The organism is Streptomyces sp. NPDC042371 (genome assembly GCF_056437465.1).
The window spans coordinates 243,453-258,308 of the sequence record NZ_JBWKAP010000011.1 but is presented as its reverse complement, the minus strand read 5'-3'; the positions used below and the strand labels follow the sequence as shown (position 1 = coordinate 258,308).

Sequence of the window (14,856 nt, the reverse complement as noted above, 5' to 3'; positions counted from 1 at the left end):
GCGTCCCGGGCGCTGGACCTGGCTCCCAGTGGTGGTGCGCCGGTGTGGCACACCACCCGTGACCCAGCGGCGTTCGAGACTGCGTGGAGGTTCGCCGGTCGGACGTCCTGTGGTGGACCCGGCCGAACCTACCGGCCCACGGCGGCTCTCTGTCAATACCCCGCTGAGCTGCGCCGACTTAACGGACCGCCAGGTCAGTGCCCAGGATTCCCAGGTCGTGCGACGCCGTGACCGGCCATGATCCGCGGCACGCACCGCCGGGACATCACTCGTCCGGCCCCACGAACACGGGCCTTCCGGCCACCACGGTGCGCAGGCACACGGGGAGTTCGGCGCCCGGCGAGAGGTCCGGCAGGCCGGGCGTGCCGGACCTCGGGTCGGTCGACCAGCGGGCCACGCGGTCGTCCGGGGCCTGTACCACCAGATCGGAGGTGCGCCACACGGCGTAATCGGCGGGCGCGCCCGGCACCAGGACGCCCGCGTCGTCGCGGCCGACGGCCCGCCAGCCGCCGCGGGTGTGCGCGGTGAACGCCGCCCGCACGGAGACCCGGTGCTCGGGCGTGCGGTGGAAGGCGGCGGCACGGACGGTGCCCCAGGGGTCGAGCGGTGTGACGGGGCTGTCGGAGCCGAAGGCGAGGGGCACACCGGCGCGCAGGAGGGCCGCGTACGGATTCAGGGTGCGGGCCCGCTCGGCGCCGAGGCGCTGGACGTACATGCCGTCCTCACCGCCCCACAGCGCGTCGAAGGCGGGCTGGACGGACGCGGTGAGGCCGAACTCGGCGAAGGCGGCGATCGTCTCCGGCGTGAGCATCTCGGCGTGCTCGACGCGGTGCCGCGCGGCGCGGACGCGGGCCGGACCGAGCTTCTCCGCGGCTCGGCGCATGCCGTCGACCACGGAGGCCACCGCGGCGTCCCCGATGGCGTGGAAGCCCGCCTGGAGGCCTTCCTCCGTGCATTCCACGACATGGGCGGCGATGGCCGCGGCGTCCAGGTAGGCGGTGCCGGTGTGGGACGCGTCGGCGTACGGCTCGTGGAGGCAGGCGGTGTGCGAGCCGAGGGCGCCGTCGACGAAGAGGTCACCCGCGGCGCCGACCGCGCCGAGTTCCTTCGCGCGCCGCACGTCACGCTCGGCCCAGTAGCCGACGACGCGCGGGCCAGGCTCCTCGGCGGCGAGCCGCAGCAGCCCGGTGAAGTCGTCCTCGTCGGAGATCTCGGGGCCCGCGCACTCGTGGACGGAGCCGATGCCGAGCGAGGCGGCGTGCCGGAGCGCGGCGCGCTGGGCCTCCGTGCGCTGCTGCGGGGTGATCGCGCCGAGGGCGGCGGCGCGCACCCCGTGGTGGGCGTCGGCGGTCAGCGGGGCGTCCGGGTGGAAGCCCGCGCGCTCGGTGACGCCGGGCACCAGGTCGAGCAGTGCGGTGGTGACCACGGCCGAGTGGACGTCGATGCGCGAGAGGTACAGGGGCCTGCCGCCCGTCGCCTCGTCGAGCTCCGCGCGCGTGGGCGGATGGCCGCCGGACCAGCGGGCCGCGTCCCAGCCGTGGCCGAGGAGGACGGTGTCGTGCGGTCGCGCGGCGGCGTGTTCGCGTACGAGAACGAGCGCGTCGGGCAGCGAGCGGGCTCCGGTGAGGTCCAGCCCCGTCAGCGCGAGGCCGGTCGCCGTGGTGTGCACATGGGCGTCCGTGAACGCCGGGGTGACCAGGGCTCCTTCGAGGTCGACCACGTCGTCGACGCCGCTGGCGAAGGAGTCGGCGGCGCCCTCGGAGCCGACCCAGGCGACATGTCCGCGCTCGACGACCATTGCGGTGGCGAACGGATCGGCGGGGCTGTGGATGTCGCCGCCGCGCAGCAGCACGGTGCGGTGGTTCAGTGGATCCTGGGGGTCGTTCCCGGGGGCGGTGCTCTGGCTCATGGGACCAGTCTCGCCCCTGTCGGCGGTCGGCCGACGCGGGGGTCACACCTGGGGCGGGCGCGCCTCGTACGGAGTGGAGAGGACGACCGTCGTGCGCGTGGAGACACCGGCGAGCGCCCGCAACCGGCTGAGCAGGTGCTCGAGCTCAAGCGGGGTGGCGACGCGGACCTTGAGGATGTAGTTCTCGTCGCCTGCGACGCTGTGGCACGCCTCGATCTCCGGGACGCCCGCGAGCCGTTCGGCGATGTCGTCGGGGGCGCTGGGGTCGAACGGTTTCACCGAGATGAAAGCCGTGAGCGGCAGCCCGACGGCCTCCGGGTCGACGACCGCGGCATAGCCTCGGATGACACCCCGCTGCTCCAGCCTGCGCACCCGCTGGTGCACGGCAGACGTGGACAGGCCCGTGGCCTTGCCCAGGTCGGTGTAGCTCATCCGCCCGTCCTTGACGAGCAGCTCCACGATCTGTCGGTCCAGCTCCTCCATGCGCCGAACCTACAGGGCTCTTGATCCCCACGGATAGCCGACTCGTCTCCCCGCTCGAGGGCAACTTTATTTGGCATGTGACGAATGCCACACCGCTGTGCCCGTGTCCGACGGGATGCAACGATTACCTCTACGACGGGACGGGAAGTGCTTGCTGTGGTCGAGGCCGCAGTTGCCTTTTCGGCCCACCCGAGGGGGAGATTCCCATGCAGAACTTGAAGCGCCCCGGCCGGTCTGCCCGCGCCAAGCAGCAGCCGGCCGCCGAGCCCGAGCCGGAGGGCGTCGAACCGGCCGACGCCTTTCTCGACTCCTACGACACTTTTGAGATGTACCGGGTGAACTGCCCCGACTGCGGGCAGCCCATCGCGCTCCTCGCGGACGAGGACGTGCTGCCCGAGCACGCGCTGTGCGCCACGCCGTGGAACCCGTTCGGGCTGACGGTCTGCGCGGGCACCGGCCGGGCGGCCGCCGACGCCGCGCCCGCCGACGAGACGATGGAGGCCCAGGAGCAGGACACGGCGCTGCTGTTGACGCTCCCTCAGGGGCTCGACTGGCGGACGCAGCCCTTCTCGCACGTGGGCGGTCCGGGCTCGCGTCCGTTCCGGGTTCCGCAACAGCACCGGCCCGCCGCCTGATTCACCAGTAGGTGCCCTGCACCATGGCGGCCAGGCTGTCGTGGTGCAGGATCAGCGTGTCCGCGGCCTCCGTGCTCGCGGGCACCGGTGCCTCACCGAAGTGCACCTGCCGGTAGGCGACGCGCAGCATGACGATCGCGTGCCGCAGCGCCGCGTACAGCGTGTAGAAGTCCATGTCCCGCGGTGTGTGCCCGGTGAGCCGGGCGTACGTCGCCTCGACGCGGTCGCGGCGCTGGAACTCCGGCAGCCCCGGCTGGCCGAAGCTCACCGTCAGGTCCTGGAAGAAGCGGTGGAGGTAGACCGTCCAGCCGAGGTCCACCTCGCGCGGGGCGAGCGCCGCCATCTCCCAGTCCAGGACGGCCGCGGGTTCGAAGCCGTCGTAGATGATGTTCCCGATGCGTGCGTCACCCCAGTTGAGCACGGCGTCGCCCTCGTCTCTGGGCCACATCTCCGCGAGGCGGTCGAAGGCGCTCTCGATGACGGGTGAGCGGGGCAGCCCGTCCACCACCCATGCGTAGTAGGCGCGTTGGGCCTCGACGTGGCGCCGCAGCGGGCTGCCCTCGCCGGGCAGCGCGAGGAACTCCGCCGCCCCGGGCGGTACTTGGTCGTGCAGCCGGGCGACGACGCGGACCGAGGCCTCTTCGAGGCGTGCGCGCTCGGCGTCGGTCGCTTCGTAGAGCCAATTGCCCTCGTACGTATAGGGCATGACGTCCGGCGGGACGCGTCCCTCGACCCGCTCCATGACGAAGAAGGGCGCCCCGAGCGGGCCCGGGTCCTCCTCCAGCCACAGCACCCGCGGGACCGGCAGGTCGGTGTGTTCGGCGACGAGCCGCATCGTGCGGTACTGACGCGGCATGTCGTAGACGGGGAAGATCGTGTACGCCGCCGGGTCGGCGGCCACCCGCAACGCGCAGTTCCTGAGCGGCGGTTCGGGGTGTTCGACGGTGAAGAGCAGGGTCTCGCTGGACATGCCGTTGGACTCGGGCACGGTCACGTCGGCGGCCTTGGCGCCGGGCAGCCGGGTGTCGAGCCAGGTGCTGAGACGGCGGGCGAGGTCTTCCGGGTCGCGCGTGGTGGTGCGGGGGCGGGGTGCCGTTGCCATGTCGGTACTCCTTCCTCGGGGCCGTGCCCTCAGGGCGCCACGGAGTCGAATCCGGTGAAACCGCTCGGGTCGTGGCGGCCGAAGCTGCCGTGCTCGAAGATGCCGTAGCCGGTCCGGCCTTCGAGGGTGAAGCGTGCGGCGTGGTCGATGACGCCGTACGCGGCCAGGGGGTGGGCAGCGGGGTCCGACAGGTCGTAGCTCCGGCGGTCGGTCCAGTCGCGGCCGCGCCAGGTGCCGTGCTGCCAGTCGTCGGCGGGCGGATATCCGGCGCCCACGGCCAGCGGCAGCGAGGCGAGCACCTGCACGCCGATCTCCAGGGGCTTGTGTCCGTCGGGGTCGGTGAGGTGGATGACGGCGCGCTCGGGGTGGCGGGTGCCGGAGCGGTAGGTGATGTCGGTGCGGGGCCAGCCGAGCTGGCGGTCGCGCCTGTCGGGGCGGACGAGGGTGGCGTCGTTGAGGGTGCGGTATCCGTCCGCGTCCTCCTGGGCGATGACCATGAGGAACCGGTCGTCGAAGTGGACCGGGCACCAGATCCAGTGGAAGCCCTCGGTGGCGAACTCCTCCTCCAGGCGCCCGCGTTCCTCGCCGGGGATGGGCCGCACGCCCCAGCTGCGGTCGCGGGTCGCGGTCCACTCCCCCGCCGTCACGGTGATCTCCTCACCGCCCGCACGGATCACTCCGGCGGGACGGCCCGCCTGCACGAAGCGGCGCCCTTCGAGCGAGAGCCGGTCGCCGCGGCGCTGGATGTGGTGCGGCTCCCACAGGGCGGGGAAGTCGGCGGTCCAGGTCAGGTCGTACGAGAGGGACGAGGGGTCGTCCGGGTCGGCGGCACAGGTGAGACGGATGCGGCGCAGGGGTTCGTCGACGGTGATCCGCAGCGGGCCGACGCCCAGGTTCATCCGGTCCTCGCCGAGGGCGTCCGAGGCGCGTACGGCGTGGAGCGTGTCCCCGATGCGCAGGGTGGCGTACGCGTCGATGACACCGGTGTTCGGATAGACGCCGAGCCCGAGGATGAGCAGGGCGCGGCCCTGGTGGTCGAAGAGGTGGAAGATGCATCGGTCGTAGGCGTTGCGGTCGCCCGTCGCGACATGCTTCATCGAGAGGGGGACCTGGTGCACGGGGTACTCGTCGAGCGGGACCGGACGGTCGTCTGCCACGGCAAACCTCCCTGGATGCACGGCAGTTCAGGGTGGCGGAGGCGGGCGGGACCTCCGGCGCGGAGTTGACGGTACGTCAGTTCGCGGGACGGAGCCAGAGACGCGTCAGGCCGTGTGCGGCGGCGCCCATGCCTGCGGGCGGGTCAGGAACAGACGCTCGATTCTTCGAGGCGGTGACTTCCGTGCGGCGGCGGGCGTTGCCCTTGCATGACTCCTACGGACATGGCCGCGGACACGGGCCCGGCACACTTCCCCACCGGGCGTCGGCGACGCACCCTGGTGACGGTGCCCGCCTCCGCAGAATCGGTTCCCCACAGGCCCCAGGAGCCCCCGCAACACCAGGCTCCACTCCAGCACGTACAACAGCACACACAGCAGCACGTACAACAGCACGTCCATCAACCGGTGCATCAGCAGCCCGCGCACCAGCAGCCGCACCAGGCCTATCAACAGACCTACCAGCAGCCCCACCCGCCGTACCAGCAGCCCCACTTCCAGGACCCGCCGATCTACCGCGCCCTGATCCGCCACTGGGCGGACCGCGGCCGCACGCTGCCGGGGCACCACGACCCGGAGTGGGCCATGCTCGTGGCGCCGCCGGTGCACCACGGCCAGTTCAGCGCGAGTCGGGACCCGCGAGGTGACGTGCGATGACCATGCGCTGGATCTGATTCGTGCCCTCGACGATCTGCAGCACCTTGGCCTCCCGCATGAGGCGCTCCACGGGGAAGTCCGCGGTGTAGCCGTACCCCCCGAGGACCTGCACGGCGTCCGTCGTCACCTTCATCGCGGCGTCCGTGCACAGCAGCTTGGCCATGGCCGCCTGCTTGGCGAACGGCCGGCCCGCGTCCCGGAGCCTGGCCGCGGAGAGATAGAGCGCCCGGCCCGCCTCGATCTGCGTCGCCATGTCCGCGAGCATGAAGCGCAGCCCCTGGAAGTCCGCGATGGGCCTGCCGAACTGCCGCCGCTCGGTGGCGTACCCGACGGCCTCGTCGAGGGCCGCCTGGGCCACTCCGACCGCACAGGCCGCTATGCCGAGCCGCCCGGAGTCGAGCGCGGAGAGCGCGATGGCGAAGCCCTGGCCCTCGTCACCGATGCGCCGGGAGTCGGGGATGCGCACGCCGTCGAAGTTGATCTGGGCGGTGGGCGAGCCCTTCATGCCCATCTTCTTCTCGGGCACCGCGGCGCTCAGCCCCTCCGCGTCGCCCGGCACCAGGAAGGCCGTGACGCCGCGGGCACCCTCGCCGCCCGTGCGGGCGAGCACGGTGTAGAAATCGGCGACGCCGCCGTGCGTGATCCAGGCCTTGGTGCCGCTGATGACCCAGTCGTCGCCGTCCCGGACGGCCTTCGTGCGCAGCGACGCGGCGTCCGAGCCCGACGCGGGCTCGGAGAGGCAGTACGCGCCGAGAAGGCCGCCGCCGAGCATGGCGGGCAGGTGGTCGTTCTGCTGCTCCTTGGTGCCGTAACCGGCGAGCGCGTGGCAGGAGAGCGAGTGGACGCTGACGCCGAGGCCGACGGTCAGGCGCGCGGCGGCGAGCTCCTCCAAGACCTGGAGATACACCTCGTACGGCTGGTCACCGCCGCCGAATTCCGAGTCGTACGGCAGGCCGAGCAGGCCGGATTCGGAGAGCAGCGTGAAGACCTCGCGGGGAAAGCGCCCCGCGTCCTCTTCCTCTGCCGTCTTCGGGGCGATCTCGCGCTGGGCGATGTCCCGGACCAGCGAGAGCAGATCCCTGGCCTCATCCGTGGGCAGCTGACGCTCCACCGACTGCGTGATGTGGTCGGGCATGACGCTCTCCTCCCTGTGGGGCTGCGGCGGACGCCCGCGCTGGGTGGGGCGGCGCCGCCGGGAAACGTGCCGAGCCGTGGTCTCCTCCCGGGTCACGGAAGCAGCTGACCAGCGGCTCTGGCGCGTTGAGTATGCCCGATCAGCGGCGACCCGTCACTAGTTAACGACCGCTTACTCGAAAGATAGCTGAAGATCGCTCGTGGCTGGCGGATTGGTACGAACCATTGACCGCACTGGTCTAGTCCTCCTACTGTTCCCCCGAGCGTCTGAACGCGTTCATGCCAAGTCACACCCGCAGGTCCACAGCACCACTTCCCCCCTCCCGGTTTCCCCCCACGAGGAGTCAAGATGCTCAGACCGCACACCTCCCGCGCCTCCTTCCGGGCGCTCCTCGCCACCACCTGTTGCGCCGTCCTCGGAGCCGGTCTGCTGGCCGGTGCGGGCACCGCCGCCGCCGGACAGGACAAGGGCACCGCGACGAAGGCCGCCGCCGGATCCAAGGTCGTCGGCTACTTCACCGAATGGGGTGTCTACGACCGGAACTACCACGTCAAGAACGTCGACACCTCCGGCTCCGCCGACAAGCTGACGCACATCAACTACGCCTTCGGCAACGTGCAGGGCGGCAAGTGCACGATGGGCGACGCCTACGCGGCGACCGACAAGGCCTACACCGCCGACCAGTCCGTGGACGGCGTCGCCGACACCTGGGACCAGGAGCTGCGCGGCAACTTCAACCAGCTGCGCAAGCTGAAGAAGAAGCACCCGGACCTCAAGGTCCTCTGGTCCTTCGGCGGCTGGACCTGGTCGGGCGGGTTCACCGAGGCGGCGAAGAACCCCGCGGCCTTCGCCCAGTCCTGCTACGACCTGGTCGAGAACTCCAAGTGGGCCGATGTCTTCGACGGCATCGACATCGACTGGGAGTACCCGAACGCCTGCGGTCTGACCTGCGACACCAGCGGGCGCGAGGCGTACAAGAGCCTGATGTCCGCGGTCCGTTCGAAGTTCGGCGACAAGAACCTCGTCACCGCGGCGATCCCGGCGGACGGCGCGGACGGCGGCAAGATCGATGCCGCCGACTACGCGGGCGCGGCCCAGTACGTCGACTGGTACAACCCCATGACGTACGACTTCTTCGGCGCCTGGGACGCGAAGGGCCCGACCGCCCCGCACTCGCCGCTCACCTCCTACAACGGCATCCCGAAGGAGTCCTGGAACTCCGACGCCACCATCAAGAAGCTGAAGGGGCTCGGCGTCCCGTCCGAGAAGCTGCTGCTCGGCATCGGCTTCTACGGGCGCGGCTGGACGGGCGTCACGCAGAAGGAGCCCGGCGGCACCGCGACCGGACCGGCCGCGGGCAAGTACGAGCAGGGCATCGACGACTACAAGGAACTGAAGACCAAGTGCCCGGCCAACGGCACCGTCGGCGGGACCGCGTACGCGCACTGCGGGAACAACTGGTGGAGCTACGACACCCCGGCGACCATCGCGGGGAAGATGGACTACAAGAACCAGCAGAACCTCGGCGGCACGTTCTTCTGGGAGCTCAGCGGGGACACGTCCAACGGTGAGCTGATCAAGGCCATCAACTGACGTCGTCCGCACGGTGATCGGGGCGGGGGCCCAACGGCCCCCGCCCCTTTTCCGTGCGCCGGGTCAGGGCCGCGCGGGCGCCGGATACGACGGCTCGAAGTCCTCGATCACCCGCAGCGTGTCCCCGAGCGTCCGCACCAGGAGCGAGCCGACCGTCTCGCGCGACAGCCCCTGGCGGCCGATCCAGTCCAGCGTGACGCCCTCCACGCTGCACAGCCAGCCGATCAGCGCCGTGCGCGCCAGCTGCGGGATGTCCTTGCGGCCGTACGCCCCCTCGGCGATCGCACCGATCAGCGCCTCGCGGACCCCGTCCCGTATCGCGTGCACCTCGGCGTCGAATCCGACGCCACCGCTGATGATCGTGCGGTACGCCGCCTGGTGGTGCTCGGCGTAGCGCAGGTAGCCGTCGACGGTGCGCTGCACCCGCTCCACCGGCGGCAGGTCGTCGTGGCTCCCGGCCCGGGCCACCAGGTCGGCAACGGAGTCCTCGATGATCGCCAGGTAGTAGCCGCGCTTCGACTTGAAGTAGTAGTAGATCAGCCCTTTGGCGACGCCCGCGTGCTTGGCGATGTCGTCCATCGACAGTGCGTCGTAGGACGTGTCGGCGAACAACTTCCGCCCGATGGCGATGAGTTCGGCGCGGCGCGCCGCCGAGCGGTCGGTGCCGCGCTGTTGACTATTATTCAATTCCGGCCCTAGTCTCCAACTGCCTCGGGATCGTCCGCAGTATGGCAGAACGGCGCCACCTGCCGGTCCGGCTCCCGGCGGCTCTTCACGCACTCCCCTTACGCACGCTTGGCGACGCGGAACGACGTACGGGAGGAAGACAGTGAACGCAGCACGCACCGCGTTACGCGAGGGCAGAACCTCCTGGAAGAAGACGGCCGTGATGGCCCTGCCGGCCGTCCTGGCCGTCGGCGTGATGGCCTCCGTGATGGCCGAGGGCGCGCTCGCCGCGTCCTTCGCGGTCTCCGGCACCAGCTTCCAGGTGTCCTCCGGGAAACTCACCAGCCAGGGCCTCTCCTCGTACGTACAGACGGACCGGGACATCGACGGCAAGGGGCACCCAGTGGCGCTCCTCGGGATCGGTGACGCGACCCTCTCCGACATCTGCCAGGCCGCCGAGGTGAAGACCCCGGTGGGGACCGTCGTGTTCAAGCTGACCGCGGGCGGCGACGCGGGCAACGTCACCGCGAGCAACCTCATCATCGACGGCGAGGACCTGGTCGGCGACGCCCGCTTCGGCACCGCGCAGATCGGCCGGGACGCCTCGACGCTCGACGAAGTGCCGGGCGTCCAGGGCGAGAAGGGCAAGTTCGGGCTGCAGGCCGGGGACATCACCGTCTCCGGCGTGAAGTCGCACGCCTGGTCCGCGACGGGCGGCAACTTCCGGCTCAAGGGCATGCGGGTCGACGTCAGCCTCGGCGGCAAGAAGTGCTTCTGACCGGCGGCGGCAGAAGCGGGGTACGGCCCTTTCGCCGGGACGGCGGCGGACCGCTCGACCGGCGGCTGCCCTACCCCGACCAGCGCCGGGTCGTCCGCAGATGGCGGCGCACCCGGCCGTTCTGGGCCGGTCTGCTGCTGATCCTGGGCGGCGCCGAGCTGCTCCTGATCCCGCTCTCACCGCTGACCGTGCTGGTCAGCCTGGGGCTGGGCGGGATCGCGGCCCTCGGCATCGGGATCGCCCTGGTCGTGGCAGGTCTCTTCCTGTGGCTGCTGCCGCACACCCATCACTATGTGAGCGTCAACGCCCTGATCCTCTCCGTGCTCTCGTTCGCGGCCACGAACCTCGGCGGGTTCCTCGTCGGCATGCTGCTCGGCATCGCGGGCAGTGCCATGGGGTTCGCCTGGACGCCGGTGCCGCAGGACGCCGAGGAGGATCCGGCGCTCCCCAGGGTGCGCGACGGGCAGGGCACCCGGACGCTGGCCGTGCTGCTGCCCGTGGTGATCGCCGCCGGGCTCCTCGCGCACGCCGCCCCGGCGCGGGCGGTTCCGGCGAAGGCGGCCCCGGCGGACCCGATCGTGGCGCCGCGCGTGCCCCCGACCGTCACCACCACGCTCTTCGCGCCGCAGGGCTTCCTCCTGGCGGGCGTCCGGGAGATCCCGACCGCGGACGGGCCGCTGAAGGTCATGGTGCTGCGGATGAAGGCCGCCTCGCTCACCGACTACCGGCTGACCACGCGCGACGGCAAGGAGGAACTGGCCCTGGGCGCCGACACGTTGGACCTGAGCGGCGAGGTCACCCTCTATCTGACCAAGTTCAAGGGGTGCCTGGAGGGCATCCTCTGTCTGACCTTCACGCCCGACAAGCTGCCGGTGCCGCCCGTCGTGCCGCCCTTCGTCTTCATGACGGACGTGAGCGCGGAGCAGGCCCTGGTCACCTCGGACTCGATCGTGGCGGGCGGACTCACCCTGCGGGCCTCGGCATGATCCAGATCCAGGCCGCACTGTTCTGGGCGTACGCGATCGGCGCCACGTTCGCCCTCTCCGCCGGGCGCCAGCTGCAGGTGTGGGAGCGGATCAACGCGGGCGAGGGCCCGCGCACCCGCAGCAGGGCCGCCAACCCCTATCTGGCGCTCACGGCCCTCTTCGCCGCCGTCCTCATGGTGCCGACGGGCCTCTTCCTGCTCTGGCAGAACCCGTCCTGGGCGACCATGCACGTGGCGGACGGCCATGAGGGCGTGTGGGCGGGGTTCGTGCTGTTCTACTCGGGCGGGATCCCGGTGGCCGCGATCCTCGGGTTCCTGGTGGCGCAGGGTCTGGTGCTCGTGGGAGCGGGCTACTGGGCGTACCTGCAGTGCGTCGGAGGGTACTTCCTGCTGTTCGGGACGCTGATCCACGGCTGGGACGGCAAGGGGTACGAGCGCTTCTTCTCGTCCGGCGCCGGAGACTTCGCGGACTGGCCGCGGGACAGCGTCGTCAACCACGTACTGGACTTCGTGACGTCCGGGACGTTCCTCGCGCTGCTGCTCTTCGGGGCCGCGGTGATCGGCACCATGCTGGTGACCGAGATCGGCTGGCTCATGGAGGGCTGGTCGCTGCCGGGGGCCGACGCGGACCGCAAGGTGCCGCGCCTGCTCGCCGTCGCCATCGCGGCGGCCGGGGTGTACGGCCTGCCCTTCGTGGGCGCGCTCTTCGCGAGCGTACTGGTGCGCCTGGTCGGCGGGTGGCTCGGACTGCCGCTGTTCGCGGTCGTGGCGGGCCTCACGCTGCTGCACGGGCGCTCGCCGGTGCGCTGGCTGTACGGCCTGGTGGGCGTGCCGGGGCGGCACTGGCGGGCCGGCCTCGACGAGGCCGACGGCGGTCAGGAGAGCGGCGTCACAGCAGACCGGTCTGCGTGACGAGCATCGCGAGGACGACGACGAGGGTCCAGCCCGCGAAGTGCTCCAGCAGGTTCGGCCCGTCGTCCTTGGGGCCGCCGGTGCGGGCCTTCGCGCGGACGGCGGTGGCAGAGGTCGCGGTCATGTCGTTCTCACTGACGTTCGGCTGACAGGGCTCCCCCACGAGGTCCCGGTCCTGACTCCACCCCGCGGGACCCCTCCACCTTGCCAGCCGGATGCGCTCTTCAGGGAGAGACCTTGGTCACCCCACAACTAGGACGTGACGCTGCGCGTCTAAGTACGGACGGCGGGGCATCTCCCCCGTCCGTTCGCCCGTGCACCGTACGACCGAGAGGTTTCCGATGAGCACGAACCGGACGACGACCCGCCGCGGGGCGCGGCTCGCCCTCGCCGCCGCGATCACCGCGACGATCGCCCTCACCGCCCCCGTCTCGCAGGCCGCTCCGGCCGCCGCCGAGAAGCCGTCACCGGGTGCGCCCGGTCTCGGCGACCCTATGTTCCCGCTGGACGGGAACGGCGGCTACCGGGTGGAGCGCTACTACCTGGACTTCGACTGGCAGGCGCCGAAGACCCCCTTCGAGGCGACGACGACGATCAAGGCGCGGTCCACCCAGGCGCTGTCCCGCTTCAACCTGGACTTCGGCGGCAACACCCTGCACAAGGTCACCGTGAACGGCTCCGCGGCCGCCGCGTCGCGCGAGGGCGACGAGCTGACAGTGACCCCCAAGTCCCCGATCGGCAAGGACAGTTCCTTCACCGTCAAGGTCACCTACACCGCCGATCCGACCCAGACAAGACACCGCGACGACGCGATCGAGGACTACGGCTGGATCCCCACGCCCGACGGCACGGTGCTCTACCCGCAGCCGAACGGCGCGCGGCTGATCTTCCCCGGCAACGACCATCCGAGCCAGCGCGCGCCGATCACCTTCCGCATCACGACGCCCGCCGACCGCACGGCCGTCGCCAACGGCAGGCTGGTCTCGCGCGCCGAGCGCCCCGACGGCCGGGTGCGCTGGACGTACGACTCCGAGCAGCCGCTCTCCACCCAGCTGGTGCAGCTGGCCGTCGGCAGGTTCCAGCTGGTCGACAGCGAGGGGCCGGGCGGCATCCCGCTGCGCGACGTCGTCCCGGACGCGCTGGTCGAGCCGACGGCCGCCTACCGCAAGCTCACCCCGGACCACCTGAAGTGGCTGCAGGAGAAGCTCGGCCCGTACCCCTTCAACCGCTACGGCCTGCTGGTCGGCGACACCGACCTCGGTGTGGCCCTGGAGACGCAGACCCTGTCGCTCGTCCCGAAGGCGGACCTGCTCGGCACGCAGGTGGACGCCGAGCGGAACATGGTGCACGAACTGACCCACCAGTGGTTCGGCGACAGCGTGGCCCTCAAGGGCTGGTCCGATCTGTGGCTGAGCGAGGGGCACGCCCGGTTCTACGAACGGGAGTACTCCGAGCAGCACGGCGGCGACAGCTTCGAGGCCGCCATGAAGACCGCGTACCAGAACCACGACATCTGGCGCCGCGACTACGGCGCCCCCGCCGAGCCGACCGAGCCGAACCTGTTCAAGCGGATGCGGTACGACGGTTCGGCCCTGGTCCTGTACGCGCTGCGCGAGCAGGTCGGCGACGCGACGTTCCAGAAGATCGAGCGCGCCTGGGTGAGCGGCTTCAAGGGGCGCACGGCGAGCACGCAGCAGTTCGTGGACCTGGCGTCGAAGGTCGCGGGCCAGGACCTGGAGGGCTTCCTGCACCCCTGGCTGTACGGCTCCAAGACCCCGCCCATGCCGGGGCACCCCGACTGGGTGGTGGACCCGGCCGCGTAAGTCGGCACATCACCCGAGATGCGGCCTTCGTCCACCCCTCATAGCGTGGAGGCGTTCCTACCGAAGGAGTCGTCATGGGCGACAGCGCCATGGACAAGGCAAAGGGCAAGGCCAAGGAAATGATGGGCAAGGCCACCGGAAACGACCGTATGGCGTCCGAGGGCAAGACCGATCAGGCCAAGGGCAAGGCCAAAGACGCCGCGGACGACCTGCGCGACAAGGCCGAGGGGATGCGCGACTCGTTCCGCGAGGACCGCTGACCCGACGCCGTGTGCCCGCTCCCGCACGGGGGCGGGCACACCCTTTTGTCGCCCCACTGGCTACAGGAGGGCTCCACATGCTCTATAGACACAGTGGAGCGTGTGTCAGGGCCCCGACCGCCGCGCCGGGAACGCTGACTAGGCTGGCGCCACACGCTGTGATCGCGTTGATGCCGACCTGCGGGTGACACGAAGGGAACAGGCAAGTGCAGCCGGACGAGCGGGACTTAGAAGGTCGGACGCCGATGGGTGCGGTCTGGCGGACGGTCGTCGAAGGGGTCACGGGCTCGATGGCCTACATCGCCGACCGGCACTGGAACGTCGTGGCGTGCAACGACGAGTTCAGAGCACTCCTCCCGGACGGCGATCCACCGGCCAACATCATGCGGTGGATGCTCCTGGACGACCGGGTCCGGAACAAGATCCTGCTGAACTGGACCGAGGACTGGGCGCGCGGAGCCTGCCCGGCGCTGCGCCGGGCCGTCACGAACCACCCGACCGACCCGACGCTCATCGACCTGGCGAGCGACGTGCGCCGCGACCCCCTGGCGGGACCCATCTATCTGGCGACCGCGGCCTCCCATCCCCTGCACCCCGACGGTGCCGTGCGGCAGGTCAACCACCCCACGAAGGGGCCGGGCTGGATCATCGCGTCCGCCGCCAACCCGCTCCCCGAGATCGACTCCATGTTCGTGATGATGCAGTACCGGCCGGGCGAGCTCCGCCCCCACCAGCCGCCGCCGCTGAGCACGAACGCCCGATGA

16 protein-coding genes are annotated in these 14,856 nt (G+C 71.0%); 9 read left to right on the top strand and 7 right to left on the bottom strand.

All coding sequences use genetic code 11. From position 1 onward, the window contains the following. Positions 1–265: 265 nt before the first annotated feature. Together AC068B_RS31380 and AC068B_RS31375 are read right to left on the bottom strand one after the other, a co-directional pair. Positions 266–1,909, bottom strand: coding sequence for an amidohydrolase (locus AC068B_RS31380; RefSeq protein ID WP_478674916.1), 1,644 nt, complete (start codon positions 1,907–1,909; stop codon positions 266–268). A 42-nt stretch (positions 1,910–1,951) separates the two neighbouring features. Next, positions 1,952–2,392: an Lrp/AsnC family transcriptional regulator gene (locus AC068B_RS31375; RefSeq protein ID WP_468568684.1), complete on the bottom strand. Its 441-nt coding sequence runs from the start codon at positions 2,390–2,392 to the stop codon at positions 1,952–1,954. Positions 2,393–2,598: 206 nt separating this feature from the next. On the opposite strand from AC068B_RS31375, the gene AC068B_RS31370 reads away from it, so the two are divergent. Then, positions 2,599–3,027 (top strand): hypothetical protein, encoded by a 429-nt coding sequence (locus AC068B_RS31370; RefSeq protein WP_468568686.1) that lies wholly within the window; start codon positions 2,599–2,601, stop codon positions 3,025–3,027. Position 3,028: 1 nt separating this feature from the next. Here the strand turns inward: AC068B_RS31370 and AC068B_RS31365 are convergent, their stop codons facing one another. Both AC068B_RS31365 and AC068B_RS31360 read right to left on the bottom strand, forming a co-directional pair. After that, a complete protein-coding gene (locus tag AC068B_RS31365) occupies positions 3,029–4,129 on the bottom strand; it encodes a phosphotransferase family protein (protein ID WP_478674915.1) in 1,101 nt (366 codons plus the stop codon). A 29-nt stretch (positions 4,130–4,158) separates the two neighbouring features. After that, positions 4,159–5,286 carry an Rv3169 family protein gene (locus AC068B_RS31360; protein WP_478674914.1) on the bottom strand — a complete coding sequence of 376 codons (1,128 nt, stop codon included), beginning with the start codon at positions 5,284–5,286 and terminating at the stop codon, positions 4,159–4,161. 405 nt (positions 5,287–5,691) lie between these two features. On the opposite strand from AC068B_RS31360, the gene AC068B_RS31355 reads away from it, so the two are divergent. Continuing rightward, positions 5,692–5,940 carry a hypothetical protein gene (locus tag AC068B_RS31355; RefSeq protein ID WP_478674913.1) on the top strand — a complete coding sequence of 83 codons (249 nt, stop codon included), beginning with the start codon at positions 5,692–5,694 and terminating at the stop codon, positions 5,938–5,940. Here AC068B_RS31355 and AC068B_RS31350 read toward each other — a convergent pair. Then, a complete protein-coding gene (locus tag AC068B_RS31350) occupies positions 5,903–7,075 on the bottom strand; it encodes an acyl-CoA dehydrogenase family protein (RefSeq protein ID WP_478674912.1) in 1,173 nt (390 codons plus the stop codon). The two genes, AC068B_RS31355 and AC068B_RS31350, sit on opposite strands and share 38 nt — an antisense overlap. 348 nt (positions 7,076–7,423) lie before the next feature. On the opposite strand from AC068B_RS31350, the gene AC068B_RS31345 reads away from it, so the two are divergent. Beyond that, positions 7,424–8,668: a glycoside hydrolase family 18 protein gene (locus AC068B_RS31345; protein WP_356258852.1), complete on the top strand. Its 1,245-nt coding sequence runs from the start codon at positions 7,424–7,426 to the stop codon at positions 8,666–8,668. A 63-nt stretch (positions 8,669–8,731) separates the two neighbouring features. On the opposite strand, the gene AC068B_RS31340 is transcribed toward AC068B_RS31345, so the two are convergent. Further along, a complete protein-coding gene (locus AC068B_RS31340) occupies positions 8,732–9,355 on the bottom strand; it encodes a TetR/AcrR family transcriptional regulator (RefSeq protein ID WP_478674911.1) in 624 nt (207 codons plus the stop codon). Positions 9,356–9,557: 202 nt separating this feature from the next. Between AC068B_RS31340 and AC068B_RS31335 the strand changes: the two genes are divergently transcribed. Genes AC068B_RS31335 through AC068B_RS31325 form a run of 3 tightly spaced genes read left to right on the top strand, consistent with a single transcriptional unit; the run spans position 9,558 to position 12,009 of the window. Beyond that, positions 9,558–10,112 (top strand): DUF6230 family protein, encoded by a 555-nt coding sequence (locus tag AC068B_RS31335; RefSeq protein ID WP_468568805.1) that lies wholly within the window; start codon positions 9,558–9,560, stop codon positions 10,110–10,112. After that, entirely contained in the window at positions 10,103–11,098 is a 996-nt protein-coding gene (locus AC068B_RS31330) for a DUF6114 domain-containing protein (protein ID WP_478674910.1), read from the top strand. The genes AC068B_RS31335 and AC068B_RS31330 overlap by 10 nt, the downstream gene beginning before the upstream one ends. Further along, positions 11,095–12,009 carry a hypothetical protein gene (locus AC068B_RS31325; protein ID WP_478674909.1) on the top strand — a complete coding sequence of 305 codons (915 nt, stop codon included), beginning with the start codon at positions 11,095–11,097 and terminating at the stop codon, positions 12,007–12,009. The genes AC068B_RS31330 and AC068B_RS31325 overlap by 4 nt, the downstream gene beginning before the upstream one ends. On the opposite strand, the gene AC068B_RS31320 is transcribed toward AC068B_RS31325, so the two are convergent. After that, complete coding sequence (locus AC068B_RS31320) at positions 11,987–12,133, bottom strand: SCO1431 family membrane protein (RefSeq protein WP_107097967.1); 147 nt, start codon at positions 12,131–12,133, stop codon at positions 11,987–11,989. The two genes, AC068B_RS31325 and AC068B_RS31320, sit on opposite strands and share 23 nt — an antisense overlap. 217 nt (positions 12,134–12,350) lie before the next feature. On the opposite strand from AC068B_RS31320, the gene AC068B_RS31315 reads away from it, so the two are divergent. From AC068B_RS31315 to AC068B_RS31305, 3 genes are all read left to right on the top strand, one after another. After that, complete coding sequence (locus tag AC068B_RS31315; protein WP_478674908.1) at positions 12,351–13,832, top strand: M1 family metallopeptidase; 1,482 nt, start codon at positions 12,351–12,353, stop codon at positions 13,830–13,832. A 74-nt stretch (positions 13,833–13,906) separates the two neighbouring features. Continuing rightward, complete coding sequence (locus AC068B_RS31310; RefSeq protein ID WP_478674907.1) at positions 13,907–14,092, top strand: CsbD family protein; 186 nt, start codon at positions 13,907–13,909, stop codon at positions 14,090–14,092. Between the two features lie 245 nt (positions 14,093–14,337). After that, entirely contained in the window at positions 14,338–14,856 is a 519-nt protein-coding gene (locus AC068B_RS31305; RefSeq protein ID WP_478674906.1) for an MmyB family transcriptional regulator, read from the top strand.